This window comes from Endozoicomonas sp. GU-1 (genome assembly GCF_027366395.1).
Classification (GTDB): domain Bacteria; phylum Pseudomonadota; class Gammaproteobacteria; order Pseudomonadales; family Endozoicomonadaceae; genus Endozoicomonas.
Genome location: NZ_CP114771.1, coordinates 1,269,148 through 1,292,753, shown reverse-complemented (window position 1 = coordinate 1,292,753; position 23,606 = coordinate 1,269,148). Strand labels below are relative to the sequence as shown.

General features: G+C 51.0%; 16 protein-coding genes. 10 read left to right on the top strand and 6 right to left on the bottom strand.

What is annotated here, in order from left to right:
* Positions 1–235: 235 nt before the first annotated feature.
* A complete protein-coding gene (gene dauA / locus O3276_RS05275; protein WP_269674699.1) occupies positions 236–1,951 on the top strand; it encodes a C4-dicarboxylic acid transporter DauA in 1,716 nt (571 codons plus the stop codon).
* A gap of 133 nt (positions 1,952–2,084) precedes the next feature.
* Here dauA and O3276_RS05270 read toward each other — a convergent pair whose 3' ends face one another.
* Both O3276_RS05270 and O3276_RS05265 read right to left on the bottom strand, forming a co-directional pair.
* Positions 2,085–2,792: a lipopolysaccharide kinase InaA family protein gene (locus O3276_RS05270; RefSeq protein ID WP_269674698.1), complete on the bottom strand. Its 708-nt coding sequence runs from the start codon at positions 2,790–2,792 to the stop codon at positions 2,085–2,087.
* Positions 2,793–3,078: 286 nt separating this feature from the next.
* Entirely contained in the window at positions 3,079–4,896 is a 1,818-nt protein-coding gene (locus tag O3276_RS05265) for an AMP-dependent synthetase/ligase (RefSeq protein ID WP_269675939.1), read from the bottom strand.
* Positions 4,897–5,205: 309 nt separating this feature from the next.
* Between O3276_RS05265 and O3276_RS05260 the strand changes: the two genes are divergently transcribed.
* Positions 5,206–7,410 (top strand): hypothetical protein, encoded by a 2,205-nt coding sequence (locus O3276_RS05260; protein ID WP_269674697.1) that lies wholly within the window; start codon positions 5,206–5,208, stop codon positions 7,408–7,410.
* 5 nt (positions 7,411–7,415) lie between these two features.
* Here the strand turns inward: O3276_RS05260 and O3276_RS05255 are convergent, their stop codons facing one another.
* A complete protein-coding gene (locus O3276_RS05255) occupies positions 7,416–8,858 on the bottom strand; it encodes a TrkH family potassium uptake protein (protein ID WP_269674696.1) in 1,443 nt (480 codons plus the stop codon).
* Between the two features lie 117 nt (positions 8,859–8,975).
* Complete coding sequence (gene acuI, locus O3276_RS05250) at positions 8,976–9,953, bottom strand: acrylyl-CoA reductase (NADPH) (RefSeq protein WP_269674695.1); 978 nt, start codon at positions 9,951–9,953, stop codon at positions 8,976–8,978.
* Positions 9,954–10,079: 126 nt separating this feature from the next.
* Between acuI and O3276_RS05245 the strand changes: the two genes are divergently transcribed.
* Positions 10,080–11,567 carry an NAD(P)-binding domain-containing protein gene (locus O3276_RS05245; protein ID WP_269674694.1) on the top strand — a complete coding sequence of 496 codons (1,488 nt, stop codon included), beginning with the start codon at positions 10,080–10,082 and terminating at the stop codon, positions 11,565–11,567.
* 136 nt (positions 11,568–11,703) lie between these two features.
* Here O3276_RS05245 and O3276_RS05240 read toward each other — a convergent pair whose 3' ends face one another.
* Positions 11,704–13,125 (bottom strand): ankyrin repeat domain-containing protein, encoded by a 1,422-nt coding sequence (locus O3276_RS05240; protein WP_269674693.1) that lies wholly within the window; start codon positions 13,123–13,125, stop codon positions 11,704–11,706.
* 657 nt (positions 13,126–13,782) lie between these two features.
* On the opposite strand from O3276_RS05240, the gene leuC reads away from it, so the two are divergent.
* The 7 genes from leuC to O3276_RS05205 all read left to right on the top strand — a co-directional run bounded on the left by leuC (position 13,783) and on the right by O3276_RS05205 (position 22,357).
* Positions 13,783–15,240: a 3-isopropylmalate dehydratase large subunit gene (gene leuC, locus O3276_RS05235; RefSeq protein ID WP_269674692.1), complete on the top strand. Its 1,458-nt coding sequence runs from the start codon at positions 13,783–13,785 to the stop codon at positions 15,238–15,240.
* A 10-nt stretch (positions 15,241–15,250) separates the two neighbouring features.
* A complete protein-coding gene (gene leuD, locus O3276_RS05230; protein ID WP_269674691.1) occupies positions 15,251–15,901 on the top strand; it encodes a 3-isopropylmalate dehydratase small subunit in 651 nt (216 codons plus the stop codon).
* A 14-nt stretch (positions 15,902–15,915) separates the two neighbouring features.
* Positions 15,916–16,998 carry a 3-isopropylmalate dehydrogenase gene (leuB, locus tag O3276_RS05225; protein ID WP_269674690.1) on the top strand — a complete coding sequence of 361 codons (1,083 nt, stop codon included), beginning with the start codon at positions 15,916–15,918 and terminating at the stop codon, positions 16,996–16,998.
* Positions 16,999–17,067: 69 nt separating this feature from the next.
* Positions 17,068–18,189 carry an aspartate-semialdehyde dehydrogenase gene (asd, locus tag O3276_RS05220; RefSeq protein WP_269674689.1) on the top strand — a complete coding sequence of 374 codons (1,122 nt, stop codon included), beginning with the start codon at positions 17,068–17,070 and terminating at the stop codon, positions 18,187–18,189.
* Positions 18,190–18,325: 136 nt separating this feature from the next.
* On the top strand, positions 18,326–18,787 hold the full coding sequence (locus O3276_RS05215) for a PaaI family thioesterase (RefSeq protein WP_269674688.1): 462 nt from the start codon (positions 18,326–18,328) through the stop codon (positions 18,785–18,787).
* 179 nt (positions 18,788–18,966) lie between these two features.
* Positions 18,967–19,986 (top strand): Asd/ArgC dimerization domain-containing protein, encoded by a 1,020-nt coding sequence (locus O3276_RS05210; RefSeq protein WP_269674687.1) that lies wholly within the window; start codon positions 18,967–18,969, stop codon positions 19,984–19,986.
* 112 nt (positions 19,987–20,098) lie between these two features.
* Positions 20,099–22,357: a motility hub landmark protein FimV gene (locus tag O3276_RS05205; protein WP_269674686.1), complete on the top strand. Its 2,259-nt coding sequence runs from the start codon at positions 20,099–20,101 to the stop codon at positions 22,355–22,357.
* A gap of 88 nt (positions 22,358–22,445) precedes the next feature.
* On the opposite strand, the gene O3276_RS05200 is transcribed toward O3276_RS05205, so the two are convergent.
* Positions 22,446–23,600 (bottom strand): tetratricopeptide repeat protein, encoded by a 1,155-nt coding sequence (locus O3276_RS05200; RefSeq protein WP_269674685.1) that lies wholly within the window; start codon positions 23,598–23,600, stop codon positions 22,446–22,448.
* Positions 23,601–23,606 lie beyond the last annotated feature (6 nt).

Here is a 23,606-nt window from a genome sequence, read left to right as displayed (position 1 = left end):
GTGATACAATCACAATGGGGCGGTTGATTCAGGTTCGCACGATGCGTGAGGGAGTCAGTCCGCCGCTAATGGCCAGCAGGTAGCCCGGTTGGCCATCGTGTTCAGCAATGGTTCCTGCCGCTGTCCAGTGAGAAGGAAAATCTTTTGCAGCACATAATACACATAGCCGCTATCTGGATTTAGGCATATTATACTGCGCCTTTCTTCTTCCTCTTCTCTTGAACAGGCCATTATCGTGCCACATCGAGCCCATCTGTTGTCACTGAAGCTTTGCCATGCCCTTAGTCAGGCCTGCATTGCCGACAAGTACACCGGCAAACGTTTTGCCAGCGACCTGCTGGCGGGACTAACCGTCGGAATTATTGCCATCCCATTATCCATGGCGCTGGCCATTGCCAGTGGTGTTGCGCCACAGTACGGTCTTTACACGGCGATCATCAGCGGATTTATTATCGCCTTGCTGGGCGGGTCCCGTTACAGCATATCCGGCCCCACCGCTGCCTTTGTGGTGCTGTTATTTCCTATTGCAGAAACATTCGGTCTTGCTGGCTTGCTGCTGGCAACGGTTATGTCAGGCATCATTCTGGTGCTGATGGCTCTCATGCGCCTTGGACGTCTGATTCAGTATATACCGGAGTCGATCACACTGGGATTTACCGCTGGTATTGGTGTTGTAATTGCCACACTGCAGCTGAAAGATTTCTTTGGTATGACCATCAGTGCCATGCCTGAGCACTATTGGGAAAAAGTAACAGTTCTGGTCAATGGAGTGGGCAGCACCCATTGGCCAAGCCTGCTGATTGCCAACGTGACACTGGCCGTGATGTTGTTGTGGCCCCGGTTAAGGTTGCCCATTCCCGCTCATTTACCGGCGGTGATTATTGGCAGTTTACTCGCTCTGATAATGGGCCATTATGGTTTCGATGTTGAAACGATTGGTAGCCGATTCCAATACCTGCTACCTGATGGCTCCATGGGTATGGGGATTCCTCCGGTCCTTCCCGAGTTTGCCTGGCCGTGGATGCAGGCGGGTGTCGATGGTCAGCCATCCGGTATCAGCTGGTCACTGGTTCAGGCCCTGCTTCCTTCCGCTTTTGCCATTGCCATGCTCGGGGCTATCGAATCGCTGTTGTGTGCCGTCGTGCTGGATGGCATGACGGGTAAACGGCACAGTGCAAACAGTGAGCTGTTAGGGCAAGGCATTGGCAACATGGTTGCGCCATTCTTTGGCGGGATTCCAGCCACTGCCGCCATTGCCCGATCAGCCGCCAACGTCAAGGCCGGGGCACAGAGCCCGGTAGCAGGGATGGTCCATGCCCTGGTTGTGCTGCTGGCGCTGGTAGCACTGACCGGTATTCTTGCCTGTATTCCCATGTCTGCGATGGCTGCTTTGCTGCTGGTGGTTGCCTGGAACATGAGCGAAGCACCTAAAGCGGTGCACCTGTTGAAAACGGCTCCGCGCAGTGATGTGCTGGTTTTTCTGGTCTGCTTTTTCCTGACGGTTGTCTTTGATATGGTCATTGCCATCAGCATTGGTGTGGTACTGGCCGCATTGCTGTTTATGAAAGAAGTCGCTGAGATGATCCAGGTCAGGGATATCACCAGGGACAAACGCTATGTGGACACGCCAGTAGCGCCAACAACGGCCGTCCTGCGCATCGAGGGGCCGCTGTTTTTTGCCGCTGCTGATCATGTTTTTGGAGAGATCAGTCGTTTAAGCCAGGATAAACATACGATTATTTTACAGATGGAAAATGTCTATCTGCTGGATGCGGGCGGTCTCTCGGCCCTCACGCGATTGATTGAACAGTGCAGGAAGCACCATACCCGGCTATTGATCAGTGAATTACAGTTCCAGCCATTAAAAAACCTGGCCCGGGCCGGTGTTGAGCCTGTAGAAGGCGTGGTGAAATTTTATCCTTCATTGAGTGATGCGTTGCTGGACGGGTGAGTCGGCCGGTATTAATAATAATGTCATGCGATGTTTGACGGTTAAATTCACCTGATGGGGCATGGCTGTCCTTCCTGTCTGCTATTAAAACAGTGGAGTCCGGGAAGGATTCCTGCCATGCCAGTTGAACGGTTTATCTCCACTGTCTCTGGTATGCACTCATGATGATCGCTTCCATATCATCATTAAATTTCCTGAACTCTCGCCTTGTACGACGAAAGCCATCTCTAAGCGAGCGCTGGGCCCTGCTTTTTGTATGCATACGTGGATATGGGTTACGGATTTCCCGGTCGATCATAACCAGCTCACATCGTTCCACATCGCGAATAATTACATCTTTCACTCGCAATGGCGCAAAGAAACCCTGCTGGTGAAGTCTGGCAATCAATGTGCCATAGGCTGTCAGAAGGTCATGAGTAATCTTTTCGTCCTCAGTATCGGTCAGATACCGGTCCAGCTGATAACCGGGAACCTCATCCACAAGAATAAAACCTTCGAAAGGAAAACCATTTTTCCGGCGCTCCCCCACTGCCATCACGTCCATGACCTGAAAATCATGGAATTTGAGCCGTTTGATATAAATAGCTTCATTAACAGCAGGGGTGTAAGCTTTGTGCAGCAGCATATTGCTCTCAAGGCACAATCTTTTCGAAACAATAAACTGTCGTTTCAAGTAAGCAACTTGCCCACTCTGTTTGATACGACGACTCTCTCTGGATAACTCTTTTTCCAGCACATCACCTAATGGCAACGTCATCGCTTTTCCAAAAGAAGTAATACCCAGCTGCTCCAGGCGTGGCCGGTAGCGCTCTTCAATATGAAAATAAGTTCCTGAGAACAACAGTCGGCTTCCTTCTGCGCGTTTCTTGTTATATTTGCTTAGATGCGGAGTCTAGCAAGCTGCTGTCATAGCAACAACCTTGATTGAACAGTACAGGAAGCGCCATGCCCGGTTATTGACCAGTTAATTACAATGCTCGTCGTGACGGTGTTGAGCCTGCGGAAGGTGTGGTGAAATTTTATCATTCATTGAATGATGCGTTGCTGGACGTGTGTCGGCCGGTAAACAAAGCGTTAAAAAAAGGCATCCGTTTGGATGCCTTTGCTGTGATGTTTTCAATCAGTCATCAGGCCTTGCTGGGAGTATACATGGCCTCAATCTCTTTCTTAAATCGCTTCATGATAATTTTACGACGCAGTTTCAGGGTTGGCGTGATCTCACCCAGTTCGATGGAGAACTCTTTGGGCAGCAGCGTGAATTTCTTCACCTGTTCAAATTTAGCCAGCCCTTGCTGGATTTTATTGACCCGCTCCTGAATCAGTTCCTGAATACTGCTGTGCTGAATCAGTTCCCTGTGGTTCTGGTATTTCAGGTTCAGCGCTTTGGCATGTTCTTCCAGAGCCTCAAAGGCGGGAACAATCAATGCGGTTACGTAGTTTCTGGCATCGGCAATAATGGCAATCTGTTCGATAAAGCGGTCTTTGGTCAGCGTACCTTCGATGTATTGTGGTGCGATGTATTTACCGTTGGAGGTCTTCATCAACTCCTTGATGCGTTCGGTCATTCGCAGCGCACCGTTCTCATCAATCAGGCCGGCATCGCCGGTGTGCAGCCAGCCGTCCGCAGTAAAGGTTTTTGCAGTTTCTTCCGGCTTTTTGTAGTAGCCGCGCATGACGTTGTCGCCTTTAACCTGAATTTCACCTTCTGCACCGATGCGCACCTGTATGCCCGGTAAGGGAATACCACAGGAACCAAATTCAAAGTCAGTATCACGGAAACAGGTCACGGTTGCCACGGTTTCCGTCATGCCGTAACCCAATTTCACATCAATACCGATGGCATGGAAGAAGCGGTTGATGTCGTCATCAAGACGAGCGCCGCCACAGGGCATAAACCGGATGTTACCGCCCAGGCCCGCACGAATTTTGCTGAACACCATTTTGTCGGCGATACGGTTGAGCTTCTGCAGATAAGCAGGTGCCTCAACACCTTTGCGGCGGTATTCCATGTGGGCGTTGCCAATGCTAACCGCAGTTTTAAAAATCATACGACGAATAAAGGGGGCTGTGGCAACTCTACTGTGAATGGTCGTATAGACTTTTTCAAAGAACCTGGGAACGGCACAAAGCACCGTCGGCTTAACGGTTTTCAGCGCCTCGCTGACTTGCTGGGGCTCTTTGAGGTAGACATTGGTAACGCCACGGGCAAGGGCGTAAAAACTCCAGGCACGCTCAAAAATATGGCTCAGCGGCAGGAAGCACAGCGAGGTATCCAGGCTGTCCAGGTGGATGATCTGGTCATGGCCACGGAAGCTGGCTGCCATATTGGCATAGTCCAGCATAACGCCTTTGGGCTCGCCCGTGGTGCCTGAGGTATAGATCAGGGTAAACAGGTCTTCCATGCAACGGGAATTCAGCCTTTCTTCAAGAATGGCCGGTTCAACACCGTGCTGGATAAAGTCGTCAAAGTAGATAGCCTGCGGGCAGCTGCTAATATCAACCGAGCGGTCAAAGATAACTATGGTCTTTAATGTGGATGACCGGGCCAGTAACTCAAGTGCACTTTGGTATTGTGCCTGTTCACCCACAAACAGCAGACTGGCTTCTGTCTCATCCAGAATGTATTTGACCTGTTCGGTGGTGCTGGTGGGGTACAGCGGTACGGTAACCAGTCGTGCCTGAAGGCAGGCCAGGTCGGCTACGGTCCACTGAGGCATATTCTGGGACCATATGCCCACTTTTGCCTGTACTTGCAGGTTTTGCTTTAACAGTGCGCGGGAAGCCTGGTCAATCTTTTTGCTGAGCTGATGCCAGCTGACTTCCTGCCACTGATGAGCATCCTGATCAGCGCTTTGAGTGACGAAGCGCATGGCGATATGTTCCGGGTTGCGCTGGGCACGATCACGGATCTGGCTGATCAGGTGCATATTCAAGGGGGAGTTCATCGGCACGGAACGTATTCTCAACAGCTGGATGAAAGGTAGACAACAAAATAATGGAAGCCAGATGTTACAGGATGGCTTGAAAGACCAAAATTGATCCACGTCATTTTTGGTGAAATTCTGAGCGGGAAAATGTAACGGTTAGTAACGATAATTGCTGGATGTAAACAAAACCCGCCATTCTTGTCAGATAAGTGCAGATTATACCATCACTGGGTCTGCAAAATCTGTTTTTATATGCGTTTATTGGCCAGTGAGTTGTGCTCAGCACCGCTGATAATGGGCCATTATCTAATGGATTAATGAATTATTATGATTCCCTCAGAATATAACTTGTTCCGCTGTGAACCTGCATCCTCAGGTGAAGGGATTAACAAGTCTGAAACACATGACGCGCTTTTACCAAGCCAACAGGATCCAGCGCACGCTACGGTGACTGATAGCCTTTCCAGGCGCACTGTAGAGCCCAAATTCACTAATAATTACCTTGGTTCTTCAGGTTTCGGTTCTGCTTTTTTTGATGCCGGGTCTCAGGAATACCTTCTCCTGGTAAAAGCCATCGGTGTTATGGAGAAAGGACCAGCCTTTAATGAAGATAAGCTTGGTCCTGTTTCCAGGAAAAAAATGACCGTTGCCCAACTGAGAAAAAAGAAGAGGGAATTAAAAGCTGAAGAAGATAAAAAGTTGAGCGAGCTGGAGTATCTTACAGTGCGAATCTTATATGCAATCAATACTGGAAAAGAAATAAGGCAGCAGGATATTGCTTGTTTTCTTGAGATATTGTCTGATTTTTACAGTTCTCAATATTTTATGCAATGTATGTTTTTCATTATTCATAAAGTGTTAATTGATCAGGGTTCTGAAACAAATGTGTTATTACCCGAAGTCGTAAAGAATCAGTGTGGAGGCATTATTGAGCTGATCTACAAAATTGTACTTAGCAGGGATGATGTGGGGCTTGTATCAGAGTTTTGGTACGTAGGGTGGGATCTTTATTATGTTTTTAATATTATCGCCTGCTGCGTGAATTTGGATGGCAGTGAGCGTTGTGCTGCATTCTTTAGCCCTGAGCTACCTGTGAAGTTGGCATTGAAATGTTTGCAGCAAATGCCTGGTGTAACTGAACAGGAAAAACAATTTCTGGAAATGAAAAAGAAGCGCGGTGATGATGAATCAGATATTCATACTTTACAATTCAGTTTGCTGGCAGGAAAAGATGTTGACCTGGAAATGCTGATTTCCCGTGTAAAAAATGGTTGTCAGAGATATCAGCAAACGGATTTGAGTGATATGAAAAAATATACCGAGTATCTTGGGCTGTTGCAGTTGTTGTTTTCTGCAACAGTGTGTGCCTTGGAAAGATCCGGGGAGGATGCTCGCAAATTGCTTGATTGTTACGATTGCTTTTCCTATCAACAGCCTTCCGCAGACGTATTGAAACAATATATGCTGGCCAGGTGCGAAGAAAAATCCGGCGCTATTGATGCAGCAAGCCGAATTTACCAGTCTTTGGTCAGCGGGGAAAGCCAGGTACCCTTATACGAAGAATGGATTACCTGTCTGGAAACGTTGGGCGATAACAGTGCTATTGTTCAGGGCTGCATAAGTGCTGCTGACTATTATAGAGCCAAAGATATTAAATGGCGGGAGGAGTACTATGAGCACAAGGCTGCCGACTATATGCTGGTTATGGCAAACATGGATGATATTGATGTCAGCTCCAATCAGCCTGACGTTGAACCACAATCTAAAGCCGCCAGCAGTAAAAAGCACAAAGTTAATCGAAAAAACAAAGCTAAACGGGGGGGCGAACATCATGCAACGCCTTCCTGTTCTTCCCAACCTGCTGAAACAACAGAATCTGTTCAATCCGGTCCAGCTGCCCGACCTTACCCGTCAATAAAATCCAGACATGGCTCGGCTCATGCTATACCTTCAGAGTCAGGAAGCACGAAAAATGGGCGGGATTACTGGCGAGAGTTGAATGCGCTGTTTGTGGATTATTATCACCTTCCTCACCGATACCGGGATACCGTCGAGAGCTTTTCCCGGGAAGCCTGTCAATGTTTCCCAAATGATATATGGGTTCTTCATTCTGCTGGTTGGGGATTTCATCTTATTGGCGATGAAATAAAAGCCGCTGAGTTGCTATTGAAAGGTTTGCGTCACTCTCTGGGCCGTTTCCCTGAGGTCAAAAGTTTTATACCGGTTAATATTTATGGCAATTTCGAACAGGGTCTGGATAGACTTAAAGCGCATCCCGGGATAACCCCCGGTTCATCCGCAGGTCTCAATGTGGCTGCTTATTTAAGCTCTCTGGCGTATGTGTATCGAAATCTTAATAAACATTGTGATGATCAGATGCGCTCTTTGGCTAATTGGTTGAACCCTTCCAGGGATGTACGCAAAAAAGAAAAACAACGCGTATCTTTCGCGGCAAAGGTGAATGTGATTCCAGCAGAAGTTGACCAGGTTACCAGAAGGTTTATGGCTTTTGGCCATGGTTGTCATGAGTAAATCCCTCAGCCCTTCCAGAAAGCAGGTGTAAAAAGGACCAGGACGGTAATCACCTCAAGCCTGCCCAGCAGCATGCCGGCACTTAATAGCCACTTGGCGATATCCGGTAGAGAACTGAAGTTTCCTGCAGGGCCAATGACGGCTCCCAGGCCGGGACCGACATTGGCAACCGCTGTCGTGGCTCCGGAAAGACTGGTGATGGGGTCGAGATCGCAAAGGGACAGTAACAGGCTCATTAAAGCAATCAACAGGATGAAGAAGAAACTGAAACCGATTAACGAACGGAGTATGTCACTGCTGATTTGCTGGCCGTTATAGGTTTGTACAAAACAGGCCCTGGGGTGAACCAGTTGCTTTAACTGAATGTTCAGAAGCTTGCCGCCAATTTGAAACCGGAAAATTTTGATGCCTCCTGCAGTTGACCCTGAACAACCGCCCACCAATAACAGGAAGAAAAAGGTGAGGTTGGCAAGACCACCCCACAGGGTATAGTCACCGTAGGCAAAGCCGGTGGTGGTGATGGTTGAGGTGGTATTAAATGAGACCAGGGTGAGCGACTGGGGAAAGGTGTTGTCAGAGTGGCAGCATAACCAAACGCTCAGAACCAGCCAGACTATCAGCAGAAAACCGATAAAGGCCTGTACCTGGGTATCCTGGTAAAAGCAGTTAACGTCACCGCGCATACAGCGAACAAAAAGAACAAAAGGGAGGCTGGCAAGTATCATGAAAATGGTGCTGGTCCAGATAATAAACGGGTTTTTAAATAACCCCATGGACGCATCTGAGGTGGAATATCCGCCGGTTGAGACTGTGGTCATAGCATGGTTTATGGCCTCAAAGCCGGTCATACCGCCCAGGAAATAAAGGTACGCACAGATAGCCGTCATGATCAGATAGACAGTAACGATACCCTTGGCAATGCTGCCTGAACGGGGCATGGCTTTCTCGGACCAGTCAGACGATTCGCTCTGGAACAACCTCATACCACCCACTTTGAGAAAGGGCAGAACGGCAACCGCCATCACAATAAAACCGATGCCGCCAAACCATTGCAGCAGCGACCGCCAGATCAGCACACTGGGGGGCATCTGATCCAGACCAGTCAATATGGTGGATCCGGTGGTGGTAATACCTGACATGGTTTCAAAAAAGGCATCGGTGAAACTGACGGGAAGTTTGAACCAGAAGGGCAGTGCTGCAAAAGTGCATACTGCCACCCAGCAGAGTGTGGTCAGTACAAACACCTGTCTGGGCTTCATATTGAAGTGTTCTGGTTTGAAATTGATGGTCAGGGCTGCGCCGCTAATCAGCGTAATGGCCGCAGCGGCGACAAATTCCCAGATATTCGACTCACCAGTCAGCAGATCATAGATGACCGGAATCAGCATAAACTTGGCCAAAGCGGTCAGGAACAGGCCAATCACATAGAATACCGGACGGTGTTTCATTGCTTTTCAATGGCAGTTACTGAGAAATAAAAAAGTTGGTACGCATCGTTTGGAGGGAAGTCAGATGCTCTGGGTGATCGCATCTGACTTGAAGAAGTTTAGAAGGTGAGAGCGTGATTACAACTTAATCAGTGTTCTGCCGGTGACTTGTCCATTAGTGATGGCCTCTGCCAGTTCAGGCACAACATCCAGTGACACTTCTTTGGCCGCGTCGCTGTAGAAGGACTCTGGCAGCAGCTCAGCAATACGGTTCCATGCCTGCATACGTTTTTCAATCGGGCACATGACCGAATCAACACCCAGAAGCTTAACGCCTCTGAGAATAAAAGGCATCACCGTGGTTGGCAGATCAAACCCACCGGCCAGGCCGCAGGCGGCAACAGCCCCCTGATAATCAACCTGTGCCAGTACCTTGGCCAGAACCTTGCTGCCGACGCTGTCAATGGCACCTGCCCAGAGCTGCTTTTCCAGCGGACGTGCAGGTTCAAGCAATTCTGCACGATCAATCACCCGGTCAGCCCCGATGGACTTTAACCAGTCACTGTTTTCCGGGCGACCGGAAGCGGCAACCACCTGGTAACCCAGCTGATCCAGCAGCGTTATGGCAACACTGCCGACACCACCGCTGGCACCGGTGACCAGAATCTCACCTTTCTCAGGGGTAATACCTGCGTCTTGCAGCGCCATGACACACAGCATGGCCGTCAGGCCGGCAGTACCGATAATCATGGCCTTGCGGCTGTCCAGTCCAGCAGGCATGGAAACCAGGTAGTTAGCAGGCACGCTGGCTTTCTCGGCCATACCACCCCAGTGGTTCTCACCAACACCCCAGCCAGTGAGGATAACCGAATCACCGGGCTGGTACCGGTCATCACTTGAGGAAATGACCTGACCCGCGTAGTCGATACCCGGAACCATCGGAAAATCACGGATGATTTTTCCCTTTCCGGTGATGGCCAGGCCATCCTTGTAATTCAGTGATGAATAGTCAACAGCAACAATAACATCCCCGGCGGGCAGGGTGGATTCATCCAGCTGTTCTATGGAAGCGACAGTGTTGTTGTCCTGCTGGTTCAGTACTAGCGCCTTGAACATAAACGATAATCTCTAAAAAGGTCAGGGCGTGAACTATACTCCTGCAATTGGCAGGTGGCGAGGATTGATTATTGCTGCTTTTATCCTGATTCAATTGGAAAGGTTATATTTTTTACCCGGGCAGCCATGAATGCATTAATAAGAAGTTCGTTTCCCTGTTCCCCGTCTTCCGCTGTTGCTTCTGAGAATAACCATGTCACTGGTCAGAAGGTTCGGGTGAAGGTACTGGTGGTTGGCGCTGGCCCTATCGGCCTTTTTGCCATGCAGCAATTGGAAGGGTTGCAGTTTTACCATAACGAAAGACTGTGTACTGGCAGTAATAAAAATTCATTTCTTGATCGAAAAGTGCTGGTTCATGATATGTCTCCCCGGGGCCATAACCCTAATGACGTAAAAATGGTATCGGGGCAGAAGTTTGCATCCCTCTACGATAAAAAAACGCACAGCTATGAACGTTGCCTGGAATGGCATTTTGATAGTGGGCAAAAACTGGACTGGATGATGTGCTCGGACGAACCCGTGGGAGGGAGTTGGAACACTTATCTACCATCACAGCAGACATTGAGCGACTACCGTGAGATGGGATTGCCTGACTATCCCATTGAACAATGTGATGTACGCAAAATTCCCTTGCCACCTCCACCACGCCCTTGCCAGCGGGTGGTGACCGACGGTGAATCTCTGCTCAAGTATTACCAGGACTATGGAAAAAAAATATTGACGGAATCCCGTGCAGTTCCGGGGCGAGTGGTCTCTGCAACTCAGGCCGGTTCTGTCTGGCAAAGTGGTCTTTTCTGGGACGTCATCGTTCGGGGAGCGGCCGGGCAGGAGACCCAGATCCAGTGTGATTATTTAATGCTGGCGATCGGCAAGAAAAAGCCAAACTGGTTAAATATCCCCGGGGAACGGGATAATCCCCATGTCTCTCATTGGACCCATGAGGCCTGCCGGGCGATGGATAAATTAGCACCGGGCAGTAAAGTTTTAGTGGTTGGCAACAGTTTTTCAGCCGGTGATACGATCTATGAGGCCTGGCAAAAAGGCATGAAAGTTATCCATCTGCTGCCTGCCAAAATTAAAGAAGAAGCCATAAGTGTGAAAAACCAGCCGGGTAAAGGGGGAAGGAATCCATTGATCCAGCATCTGAATTATAAAAGATCAGAACGCCATTACACGGTGGCAGAGGCAATGGCATGCCCTGAAAAATATCAAGTCGGTTATGAACAGGGACTGAATTGCAGCCTGGTCGGCATTGAAAACCAACGGTTGTGCCATATCGTTCAGGAATTGGCAGGGAGGGAGGCACAGCGCTTCCAGTTAGAATTTGATCATATTGCTCTGTTGACCGGGATAAAAGTGGATTATCCCTTCTTTCCTGATACTTTAAAGCCTTCTCTGACTCAAAGTAATGGCTATCTGGATCTTTGTCCTGAGACGATGGAAAGTAATGCCTGTCAGAATTTATTTTGTATTGGCTTCAGCGCCGGTGAGTCATTTTTAAGCCACTCGTTGGGTCATGCCGTGGCGGCCGTTGAAACCATCAGGAAGAGGGAACAGGATAAAAAGGCGCAAACGATGAAACGTGATGAGGTAGTTCCCATGGAATGGGATTAATAATGATCCGTCAACAAGAAAACGACGGAGACATACGATGAACATCAACATTTTGGGCAGTCACTGAACAGAGCAACCCCAACCCCAGCGTTGCTGGGATGCATCAGTCAGCAGCTGCTGACAATGGATATTGCCATTATTTATGGCCACTTGCAGGGGGGGGATCGCCAAAATTATCGGCCATATTGAGATCCGCGCCCTGGTCAATCAGTAGCTGCAGGTTCCTGGTATGGCCACTCTGGGCGGCCAGGTGCAGTGGTGTTCTGCCAAACTTATCGGTCGCATTGAGATTCGCCCCCTGGTCCAACAGTAGTTGCAGGACTGGCGTATGGCCAAGCCAGGCAGCCAGGTGCAGCGCGGTCTTGCCAGTCTTATCGGTTACATTGATTTCTTTTACCTTGTCCATCAGCAGTTGCACGATCCCGGTCTGGCCTTGCCAGGCGGCCAGGTGCAGCGCTGTCCTGCCAGACTCATCGGTTGCATTGAGCTTCCCATCCAATACCATCAGCTTTTTCAAGACCTTGGTACGACCCCACCAGGCGGCCAGATGCAGCGGTGTTTTGCCGGATTCGTCTGTGGCCCAGAGTTTCGCCCCGCAGGCTATCAGCAGATTCACGTTATCAATATGGCCTTGTATCGTGGCCAGATGCAGCGGCGTCATCCCATTCTTATCGGTACTGTGGATATCCGCATGGTGAGCGATTAACAGTTGCGCCACCTCGAGACGCCCCCAGTCAGCGGCCCGGTGCAATGGGGTTTGGCCAGAAATATCTTTGCTTTCCAAATCCGCCCCATGGTCTATCAGGTAGAGCATCTTCTCCCTATTTCCCATGACAGCGCTGTAAACGACGGCATGGTGCAGAGGCGTGCACAGGGACTCATTAACGGCATTCACGTTCGCCTGGTGGGTAATCAGCAGTTGCAAGCAGTCTATGCTACCTTCCGAGGGGCTCAGGGCAGAATGGTGCAGAGGCGTCTTGCCGGACTGGTCAGCGGCATTGATGGCCACCCTGTTATCCTGCAGAAGCTGTCGCAGGTTATTGATGTAGCTTTTTTTCGCAGCCAGGTGCAGAGGGGTGAGACCCTCATCGTCGGCAACCGTCGGGTCTGCACCGTAATCCAACAGCAGTTCCAGAAACTCACCAATATTATTTTCGATGGCCAGATGCAGGGGGGTAGAGCCGGTATTGTCCCTGCAATCGAGTTCCGGCCCATGCTTCAGCAACGCCCTCAGGCACTGGTCATGGCCTCCGGCAGTAGCCAGGTGCAGGGCCGTATTGCCCCGGTGATCGGCGGCATTGATATCGGCAGAATACTTGAGCAGAAGTTGCGTGAGTTCCGCCTGGCCTGCCTTGACAGCAACCTGTAACAGCCGGACACCCTGACCGGTCACGGCTTCACGAAAATCTTGTCGGGCAATGCCGGGTTCCTGCGCCAATAGTGTCTTGAACGTGTCCATATCCCCACGGCAAGCTTGTCGGCAGGCACAAAGTGCCAGAGGTTCGCAATAGGGTGAGGTTTCAATTTTCAGAGCCCCGGCCAGACGCTCCAACGGCACTGCCGGTTTCAAGAAGGGTGGACATTGACAACAGTTTCTTTCTGCAATTTCATGTTCATGGCCCGGCCGGCATTCCAGGATTTCAGCAATGCACCCCAGGTGAACGGTGCGCCCGCAGCAATTAGTCCTGACCAGAGAGTGCCCGTCGAAATCACCGGTTGCTGAAGCATCGATGGCGTCTGCAGGACCGGTTTGCTGTGAGCAGTACATGGAGCATGGGCCGATTAGTATTCATAGTGGTGTTTCCTGACTTTTCAGTTACCAGCACACTAAGGCATTAATGTTCAAACTATTTCTCAGCCAGCCTATTCTAGGCATAAAACCGTCAACCTGTTCGCAAAAGTAGTAAAGCTCTTTAATAAGACGCTTCTGAATCAGCAATCTGGGTGCCCTTTGATTCCAGAAAGTTATCAAAACCAGAAAAAAGATGAATTTGAGTAATTTTCTATGAGCGACTAGGATAGGCATTTTTAGGGATAAGCTGAAATTTTTGATAAAAATACCAGGGTTTGTTGACGTATCGTTGCGAACTTATCGGGAAGCGCAGTCTGGTTCACATTAAAGTGTCATGTGCGCGAAAGAAATCGTAATAAAACTGCACATAAATCAAACAAAAAACAGTCTTTTTCTGTTTATTGCAGCAATGAGGGTGGTTCAATGGCTGGCCAGGCTTTCGATGTGAAAAGCAGGGGTAAAACGCTTTATGACAAGTTGTGGGATGCCCACCTTGTACTTCAGCGTGACGATGGATCCGCGTTGATTTATATCGACCGGCAGTTGCTCCATGAGGTGACATCACCACAGGCGTTTGAGGGGCTGAAGCTGGCTGGTCGCCAGCCATGGCGGCTGGATGCCAACCTCGCCACACCTGATCACAATGTACCCACTACGTTGAATGAGCGCCAGCACGGTATTGAAGGGATTGCGGATCCGGTGTCGAAAATCCAGGTCAAGACGCTGGATGACAACTGTGATCATTTTGGTATCACCCAGTTTGACATGCAGGATCAGCGCCAGGGCATTGTCCATGTGGTTGGCCCGGAGCAGGGCGCGACTCTGCCGGGCATGACCGTTGTCTGCGGTGACTCGCACACCTCAACCCACGGCGCTTTTGGTGCACTGGCCCATGGTATCGGAACCTCGGAAGTTGAGCATGTACTGGCGACCCAGTGTCTTGTGGCCAAGAAGATGAAGAACATGCTGGTTCGGGTTGATGGTTCCCTGGGCACCGGAGTCACGCCGAAAGATGTGATCCTCGCGATTATCGGCCGTATCGGTACAGCGGGGGGTACCGGCTTTGCCATCGAGTTTGGGGGCGACGTCATTCGTAATATGACCATGGAAGGGCGAATGACGCTCTGTAATATGGCCATTGAAGCCGGAGCCCGGGCAGGCATGGTGGCGGTTGACCAGACCACCATTGACTATGTGCAGGGCAGGCCGTTTGCTCCGGTGGGAGAACAGTGGCAGCAGGCGGTCAAGGTTTGGGAAACCCTTCATTCAGACAGTGATGCAGTGTTTGATCAAATCGTTGTGCTCAATGGCGATGAGATAAAGCCACAGGTCAGCTGGGGAACTTCCCCGGAGATGGTGTTGCCGGTGGATGCCCGGGTACCTTCCCCGGAGGATGCGCCGGATGAAACCCGTAAAGAGGGCTACGCCCGTGCCCTGGAGTATATGGGATTAACCGCTGGCCAGAAGATTACCGACATTCCTGTTGATCGGGTGTTTATCGGCTCCTGCACCAATTCGCGCATTGAGGACTTGCGTGAGGCGGCAGCTGTCGTAAAGGGCAAGCAGGTGTCTGACACGGTTAAAGAGGCTCTTGTGGTGCCGGGCTCGGGTCTGGTCAAGGCCCAGGCGGAGGCAGAAGGGCTGGATAAGGTGTTTCTGGCCGCTGGCCTTGAGTGGCGTGAGCCGGGGTGTTCCATGTGTCTGGCCATGAATGCCGACAAGCTCGGGCAGGGCGAGCACTGTGCATCCACCTCTAACCGGAATTTTGAAGGTCGCCAGGGCTTTGGCGGGCGAACCCATCTGGTCAGTCCGGCCATGGCGGCTGCGGCGGCCATTGCGGGCCATTTTGTCGATGTCCGTCATCAGACATCCGTAGTGTAAGGGGAGAATCATGCAGGCTTTTACCGTCCATCAGGGGTTAGTGGCTCCCCTGGATCGTGCCAATGTGGATACGGACATGATCATCCCCAAGCAGTTTCTCAAGTCCATCAAACGCACCGGCTTTGGTGTCAATCTGTTTGATGAACTTCGCTATCAGGACGAAGGTTATCCGGGGCAGGATTGCACCAAACGTCCACTGAATCCGGAGTTTGTCCTGAATCAGCCCCGTTACCGGGGCGTGTCCATCCTGCTGGCCAGGCAGAATTTTGGCTGTGGTTCCAGCCGGGAACACGCCCCCTGGGCTCTGGATGATTTTGGTTTCCGCTGTGTAATCGCGCCAAGCTTTGCGGATATCTTTTACAACAACTGCTTTAAAAACGGCATTCTCCCCATCACCCTGTCGGACGAGGTGGTAGAGCAGCTGTTCAAGGAAGTGGAAGCGAATGAAGGGTATCAGCTGACGGTGGATCTCCAGCGCGAAGTGGTGGTTAAGCCTGATGGCGCAGAGTTGCCATTCAATATTGATGCATTTCGTCGTCACTGCCTGGTCAATGGTCTGGATGATATTGGCCTGACCTTGCAGGATGCGGATCAGATCCGCCATTTTGAACAGCGTTATAAAGCAGATAACCCCTGGCTGTTCGCCAGTAAAAATAATTAACAGCGGAGCTTTTCATGAGCAAGCAGATGTTATGTCTTCCAGGTGATGGCATCGGCCCTGAGATTATGGCTGAGGCCCTGAAAGTACTGGATGCGGCCAAACTGCGTTTTGGGCTCGATATTGAAGTCAGTCATGGTCTGGTGGGCGGTGCGGCCATTGATCAATATGGTGTTCCGCTGAGTGAAGAAACCCTGGCGCTGGCCAGGAATGCCGATGCGATCCTGTTCGGTTCGGTGGGTGGTCCGAAGTGGGATGATCAACCCATGGCGAACCGTCCTGAAAAAGGGCTGTTGCAACTTCGCGCTGAACTGGACCTTTTTGCCAACCTTCGTCCGGCCATTCTTTTCCCGCAACTGGCCGAAGCTTCCAGTTTGAAGCCTGAGCTGGTGGCTGGTCTGGATATTCTTATTGTGCGGGAGCTGACCGGGGGCATCTATTTTGGTGAGCCCCGTGGCGTCCGTACCCTGGAAAATGGCGAACGGGAAGGTTATAACACCTACGTCTATCGGGAGTCTGAAATCCGTCGTATCGCCAGGGTGGCTTTTGATGCAGCCCGAAAGCGGGGTGGACGACTCTGTTCGGTGGACAAGTCCAACGTGCTTGAAGTGACCGGTCTCTGGCGGGAGGTGGTTATTGCCGAGTCTGCCGGTTACAACGATGTTGAGCTGAGCCATATGTACGTTGATAATGCCGCCATGCAGCTGGTTCGGGCTCCGAAACAGTTTGATGTGATGGTGACCGGTAATATGTTCGGTGACATCCTCAGCGACTGTGCGGCAATGTTGACCGGCTCGATTGGTATGTTGCCATCAGCCTCCCTGAACGAAAAGAACCAGGGAATGTATGAGCCGGTGCACGGTTCGGCACCGGATATCGCCGGGGAGAACAAGGCGAACCCTCTGGCGCAGATTTTGTCCCTGGCGATGTTGCTTCGCTATTCGTTGGCCGAAGCTGTCGCTGCGGATGCCATTGAAAAAGCGGTCAGCGATGTTCTGGATAAAGGCTATCGTACCGGGGATATCGCCTCTGAAGGTTGTCAGTTGGTGGGCACCGCTGCAATGGGTGATGCGGTTGTTGACTGTTTGTTAAATGCATAACAAATATATAATGTTGGCGGCTTCTGTTGTCTGTTTTGAGCAGGGGCCGTTTTTTCGGGGGAGCGCAGTATGAAAAAAGTAGGTTTTGTTGGCTGGCGAGGCATGGTGGGCTCCGTATTAATGGAGCGTATGCAGAAAGAAAACGACTTTGCCCGTTTACAGGGCAAGGGTGTCGAGCCGGTCTTCTTCACCACCTCGCAACTGGGTCAGCCCGGACCTGATGTTGGTGTGCCTGTGGGCGACCTTCAGAATGCCCATGATATAGACGCTCTCAGAGAAATGGACGCTATTATTTCCTGCCAGGGTGGTGATTATACCGGCAAAGTTTTCCAGCCATTGCGTGACAGTGGCTGGCAGGGATACTGGATTGATGCCGCTTCCTCCCTGCGGATGAACGACGATGCTGTGATTATTCTTGATCCCGTCAACCGTGCTGTGATTGACCGTGCGCTGAATGATGGTGTTAAAAATTTTATCGGTGGTAACTGCACCGTTTCCCTGATGTTGATGGCCATCGGCGGGCTCTTTCAGCACAATGCCGTGGAGTGGGTCAGTGCCATGACCTATCAGGCCGCCAGTGGTGCCGGTGCCAGAAATATGCGTGAGCTGATCAGCCAGATGGGCTCTATCCAGAGCAACGTTGCTGCCGAGCTGGCTGACCCGGCCAGTGCGATTCTGGATATTGATCGTAAGACCTCTTCCTTATTAAGAAGCGCTGATCTTCCGCAAAGTGAGTTTGGTGTGCCACTGGCAGGCAGCCTGATTCCTTACATTGATAAAGAGCTGGATAATGGCCAGAGCCGCGAAGAGTGGAAGGCTCAGTCTGAGACCAACAAGATTCTCGGGCTCCAGGCTGCACCGGTTCCTGTGGATGGTATCTGTGTTCGCATTGGAGCCATGCGCTGTCACAGTCAGGCATTGACCATCAAGCTGCGTAACGATATTCCGATGGCGGATATTGACGCGATGATTGCCGGTGCCAATGACTGGGTATCCGTGGTTCCAAACCACCGGGAAGAGACCATGCATCAGTTGACACCCGCAGCGGTCACCGGCCGTCTGGATATTCCGGTGGGCCGCCTGCGCAAATTGAATATGGGACCTGACTATCTGACGGCATTTACTGTGGGTGATCAGCTGTTGTGGGGAGCGGCAGAGCCACTGCGTCGTATGTTGACCATATTGCTCTGAGTGTCTGCTTCTGTATTGAAATAGCGTTCTATAGACAACAGAGGTTTCATACTAAAGGTGAAAGACATGAAGCATTCCCGTTACTTCGTGTCTTACTGCCACTGTATAAATAACAAATAATCAGAAAAAATGAATTATGTTAACGGAACAACAGCTAACAGACTTTGCCAGCAATTTTGTCAAAGTTATTCCCCACTGCCTGCATCTGAATATGTCATTGGTCAAAGCGGATCGTAACGGCATTGAACTGGAAATGCCCTACGACAACCGACTGATAGGGAACCCGGAAACCGGCGTCATTCACTCTGGCGCCATTACCACCCTGATGGACTCCTGTTGCGGCATTTCCGTGTATACCCGTATGGAGCAGCTGGAAGCCTGCCCGACACTGGATCTGCGTATTGACCATATGACCACCGCTCAGCCCGGTAAGCCGGTCCGGGCATTTGCCGAGGCTTATCATATAACCCGTTCCATGGTCTTTACCCGCGGTTTTGCCTACCAGGAACACCGTGATCAACCCATTGCCCATGCCGTAGGCACCTTTATGCGAATAGGACAACACTCCATGAAGCCAGTGCAGGAGCATATGCAATGAAGGAGCAGATCGAACAACCGCCCGGGGACATTTCAAACTTTCCAGGGGAACGGCCTGAAACTGCTTGCCTGATATCAACGCCCTGTATAAAGTCGATGGTTTTTTATCATTTATGTGGTGCTGGCTGACACAAGGTCAACAATGCCCATACTTTCTCTGGCTTGCGGGGCCTTTTATCCATGAACCGAACATACAATATTGCTATTTACGCTGCCGACACACTGGCTGGTGAAACTCTGGTTCGGCAACTGGAAGAATCACTGTTGGATGGTAAGCCGCTACCGGTAATGAGCCTTTATCCGCTTGTGGAGTCTGCACAGGCTTCAGGTTCCGTTGAGTTTCATGGCGAAACACTGGAATTTATTCCCGCTGATGAAGCCGACTTTTCCGCCACTGATTTTCTGGTGATGCCCGCCGGGTGTCAGCGAAATGCCCAGTTGATGACCCAGGCCGTTGAGAGCGGCTGTGTTATTATTGATGCGGCAAAGGGGGCTGCATCCCAGGGTTATACCGTGCCGGTGATGGTTGACTTAAACAGGCATTTTATCGAAGAGGCAATAGATAACCGTTACTTTGCCGTACCCGGATCTGCTGTTGCCTGCTTACTTCCTCTGCTGCAAAAGCTGCACCAGCGGTTTACTCTCAGCCGTATCAATCTGGTGGTTATGCAGCCAGTGGCGGCTCTTGGTAAAAAGGGTGTCGATACCCTGCGTAAGCAAACCATTGAGCTGCTGAACGGCAAGCCAGCAGAGCAGGGTGATTTTTCCGCTCGCCTGGCCTACAACCTGATTCCGGAAGTTGATGCCGAAGAGGGTGAGAAAATCGGCAATGAAGCCGATATGCGCAATGAGCTGCTAGTGGCTTTGGGAGAGGAGTTGGACATCCGTGTGACCTGCATCACAGCCCCGGTATTTTTCGGTGACAGTTATGTTGTTGATCTGGATACTGTCCAACCGGTTGATTTTCAGGAAATACAGTCTTTACTATCAGAACTCCCTGAAATAGTAGCGGCTGATGGCCCTGGCATGCCTACCCTTGAAGACGCTGCGGGAAGCGATCAGCTGCATATTGGCAAACTCCGGCAGCAATCAGATTATGCAACCGACTTGAGTTTCTGGATGGTGGCCGATAGCTTCAAGAGAAGTGCTGTTCATGCTGTTGAATTAATTGGGTTATTGATCAAAGACTTTGCTAAGTGATAACTTAGTTTAACTGCTTGGGGTTCCTCGCTGTATCGAGAAGGGGGGGGCTGCTTTCTTTACAGCTGAAGGCAGAAGGGGCTCAAACAGTCTACGCATAAAACAAGGATTCATGATGAAACTGCAAAAACTTGTCGTAGTGATGTCAGCGCTGGCAGGGGGAATCGCTGCAATGAATTCCCATGCGCTGGGTCTGGGGGAGGTGAAGCTGTATTCAGCTTTGAATCAGCCCCTGGTGGCTGAGATAGAGTTAATGCAGGTCAATGATCTCACTCGCAACGAGATCCTCTCTAACCTGGCCAGCAAAACAGACTTTGAGCGGGCCGGTGTTGAACGTCCTTTCATTTTGAATAATCTGCGGTTTACCACCAAAGTTGGCCCTGATGGCAAAGGTTTGATCAAGGTCACCAGTGACAGCCCGGTCCATGAGCCTTATCTGAATTTCCTGGTGGAGGTGCACTGGCCAAGTGGTCGCCTGTTGAAGGAGTATACGCTTCTACTTGATCCTCCGGCCTTCAATGGTCAAACGTCAGCCCCTGTTGTCAAGCCATCCATTCCGCCCCATTATGGGTCTAACCCTGTGTGGGACCAGCCGCCCAGGGCCAATGGTAACCGGATAAACCGCAACTATGCGCCGTCCCAGGAAGCCGTTGAATATCGTGATTCCGTTCAGCGGCAACCGGTCCAGCGTGTCTCCTCCCGTCGCGATGATGCCTCTTCAGATTTGAGCAGCACACCCGGGACTTACCGGGTGAACAGAAATGACAGCCTCTGGGAAATCGCTGAGAAAGTGCGCCCCGACTCCGAAGTGTCGGTACAGCAAACCATGCTGGCGATTCAGCGTGGCAACCCACAGGCATTTATTGATAACAATATTAATCGCCTCAAGAGCGGGCAGGTCCTGCGGATTCCGGGTCGTAATGAGATGACCAGTCTGACGGTCCGTGAAGCCGTTGCCGATGTATCCAGGCAGAATCGTGAGTGGCGTGGGCGCAGCCAGGTTGCGCAACTGGATGCTACCAGGCGAACGTCATCCGTCGCCTCGGATTCCCGCAAGTCTCTGGATGGTCAGCTGGCCATCGTTTCCGGTGATGCAGCCAGCGGTCGTGGGCAGGATCTCGGTGGCGATGCCGCCGGTGGCAATGCCGTGTTGCAGACCGAGCTGGCCATGACCCGTGAACAGCTTGATAAGCTGAGCCGGGAGAATGCCGAGCTCAAGAGCCGGTTGAAAGATCTGGATGATCAGATTGCTACCCTGAAGCGCCTGGTTGCCTTAAAAGACGATCAGATGGCGGCCTTGCAAAACCAGTCCCGGTCGTTACCCTCCCAGCGCCAGGCAGAGACAGCATCCCCGGGCATGATGTCTACGCTCTTTGGTAACCCTCTGATCATGCTCCTGCTGGCTTTGATACCATTGGGAGGCGCTGGCTGGCTCTTTTATCAGCGGCGCAGGAAACAGCAGGAAGCGCTGGACGACGAAGATGTTGACATTCAACCTGTCAATTTGAATAAGGAGGTACCGATTGATGCCTCCCCAAAGCCAACAGCCTCTCCCAGCGCAGAGGATGAGCTTAAGTTTGATGAAGCGCTGGCCATCGATGATTCGATCATTAATGAAGTAGACGCTGATGGGGAAACCACTGGGCAGACCGAAGACCCGCTGAGTGAAGCCGATATTTATATTGCCTATGGTCGCCTGGATCAGGCTGAGGAACTATTGACTCAGGCAATCTTCAATGAACCGGGAAGGTCTGACCTTAAGCTGAAGCTTGTTGAGGTTCATTCAGAAAGTGGCGATCTTGAAAAGTTCAACCAGGCCTTAGCCGATCTGGAGGCAACCGGCGATGCGGCTGCCATGCGTGCAGCGGAGGAGTTCAAGGCCCGATTCCCTGACGCATTTGCAGGTGTTTCAGCGCCAGACGAGATTGATGGAATACCAGACCTTGATCTGGATGGCCTTGGGCTGGATGGTGATGAGCAGGGATTAGACTCTCTGGATGACCTGGACTTTGACCTGGATGATTTTGATCTGGATGAAGAGCCTGAAGCCGCTGAACAGTTTGAGACCAGCGGGCTTGATGATCTGGATGACCTTGATTTTGGTGTTGAGTCAGACGATGTGCTTGCCCGGGATAGTCAGGCCGCTTTCTCCGATGAAGGCGGTTCCAGCCTTGAAGCTTCTCTGGATGATGACCTGGACTTCCTCTCCGATGGCGATGAGGTTGCCACCAAGCTTGATCTGGCCAGGGCTTATATGGATATGGGAGACAGCGAAGGGGCCTCGACAATCCTGCAGGAAGTTATGGAGCAGGGCAGTGATGAACAGAAGCAGGAAGCGATGTTACTTATGCAGAGTGCTGGAACCCATTGATCGGGTTGATCAACCCTCTACTTCTGAAAGAGCTCTTGTGAGCTCTTTTTTTTGAGACCTTTCCAGAAGGCAACCTACTGATGAGGGTTCAGTCTGCTGGACTCGATAAAGACTCATTCACCTGCTGCACCTTGCCCAGGTTTTTCCAGGCAAGCTCATAATGGCTGGGCGAGTGATCCAGTGCCTGGTTAAGCAGTTGTTCTGCTAATGCCTGATTTCCCGCCAGTAGCGAAAGATAACCGGCATCATTAAAGGCTTCCCAGGACTTCATGGTGGTGCTGAGCAATGAGATGGCCTCTTCCTGTTGATGTTGACGAAGGTATAGCAAGGCAAGATTACGGCTGGCACGACCATAACCGGGCTTGATATTCAGCGCTTTTCTGAAGTGGCTTTCCGCCTGTGGCCATTGACCGGCAAGGTACAGTGAATACCCCAGGTTATTAAGCAGGGTTGGATCATTAGAGGTGAGGGTCAGTGCCTCCCGATAAAAGCGTTCTGCCCGCTGGTAATCTTTGCTCAGATCAGCAAGAACGCCAAGACCATTGAGTGATCGTATTGGCTGATAGCCAGTCATCGCATTACGTTCAGAATGCTCACCAATATTTTCAGACTGCTGTCGCCAAAGTGACACTGCCCTGTGGAGCAGTGCTGCTGCCTGCTTATTTTGCCTGCCTTGCAGCCTGATAAGCCCCAGAGCTTCCAATGCCGCAACAGGATAGGGATGATCGTTCACTACCTGTTGGTAAATACGCTCTGCCAGTGCTTGCTGTCCGGTCTGCTGGTAAAGTCCTGCCAGTTTCAGGCTGGCCAGATAACCCTGATCCCTGGCGTTATCTGTCTCTTTTATTTCCGCATTCTCCATTTCGGGGTTGAACGCATCCTGTAATTCAGCTTTTAAAGCATTGTTTGCCAGCTCAATGGTTCTGACATAGTAGGCCGCTGCCCGATCTGTTTCTCCCCCGGACCAGGCAATATCCCCCTTCATGAGAGCCTGCTCCATGGTCAGGCTCTGTTCAATACCGAGCATCTCTGCTGTCAATGTACCCTGATAAAGTTCTGGCGTCTGAGCTGTTGCAGCAACGGAGTCCGTCGATGTCTTTTGCGGCAGTCCCTGGTGCGGCAGTCCCTGGCAGCCAGCCAATAACAGTGTAGATATCAGTAATGGGTAACCGTACTTTTCGGTTGGTAAGCAGCGTTGCAGTAAAGCGGGTATGGATAACGGCATGGTAACTTCCCGATGCATATCTTC

Bases quoted from the DNA above. Each gene is read 5' to 3' on its own strand.
- acuI (WP_269674695.1), bottom strand. From the start codon at position 9,953: ATGTTCAAGGCGCTAGTACTGAACCAGCAGGACAACAACACTGTCGCT.
- O3276_RS05265 (WP_269675939.1), bottom strand. From the start codon at position 4,896: ATGAACTCCCCCTTGAATATGCACCTGATCAGCCAGATCCGTGATCGT.
- O3276_RS05245 (WP_269674694.1), top strand. From the start codon at position 10,080: ATGAATGCATTAATAAGAAGTTCGTTTCCCTGTTCCCCGTCTTCCGCT.
- O3276_RS05205 (WP_269674686.1), top strand. From the start codon at position 20,099: ATGATGAAACTGCAAAAACTTGTCGTAGTGATGTCAGCGCTGGCAGGG.
- O3276_RS05260 (WP_269674697.1), top strand. From the start codon at position 5,206: ATGATTCCCTCAGAATATAACTTGTTCCGCTGTGAACCTGCATCCTCA.
- leuB (WP_269674690.1), top strand. From the start codon at position 15,916: ATGAGCAAGCAGATGTTATGTCTTCCAGGTGATGGCATCGGCCCTGAG.
- O3276_RS05200 (WP_269674685.1), bottom strand. From the start codon at position 23,600: ATGCATCGGGAAGTTACCATGCCGTTATCCATACCCGCTTTACTGCAA.
- asd (WP_269674689.1), top strand. From the start codon at position 17,068: ATGAAAAAAGTAGGTTTTGTTGGCTGGCGAGGCATGGTGGGCTCCGTA.
- O3276_RS05210 (WP_269674687.1), top strand. From the start codon at position 18,967: ATGAACCGAACATACAATATTGCTATTTACGCTGCCGACACACTGGCT.
- leuD (WP_269674691.1), top strand. From the start codon at position 15,251: ATGCAGGCTTTTACCGTCCATCAGGGGTTAGTGGCTCCCCTGGATCGT.
- leuC (WP_269674692.1), top strand. From the start codon at position 13,783: ATGGCTGGCCAGGCTTTCGATGTGAAAAGCAGGGGTAAAACGCTTTAT.
- O3276_RS05215 (WP_269674688.1), top strand. From the start codon at position 18,326: ATGTTAACGGAACAACAGCTAACAGACTTTGCCAGCAATTTTGTCAAA.
- O3276_RS05255 (WP_269674696.1), bottom strand. From the start codon at position 8,858: ATGAAACACCGTCCGGTATTCTATGTGATTGGCCTGTTCCTGACCGCT.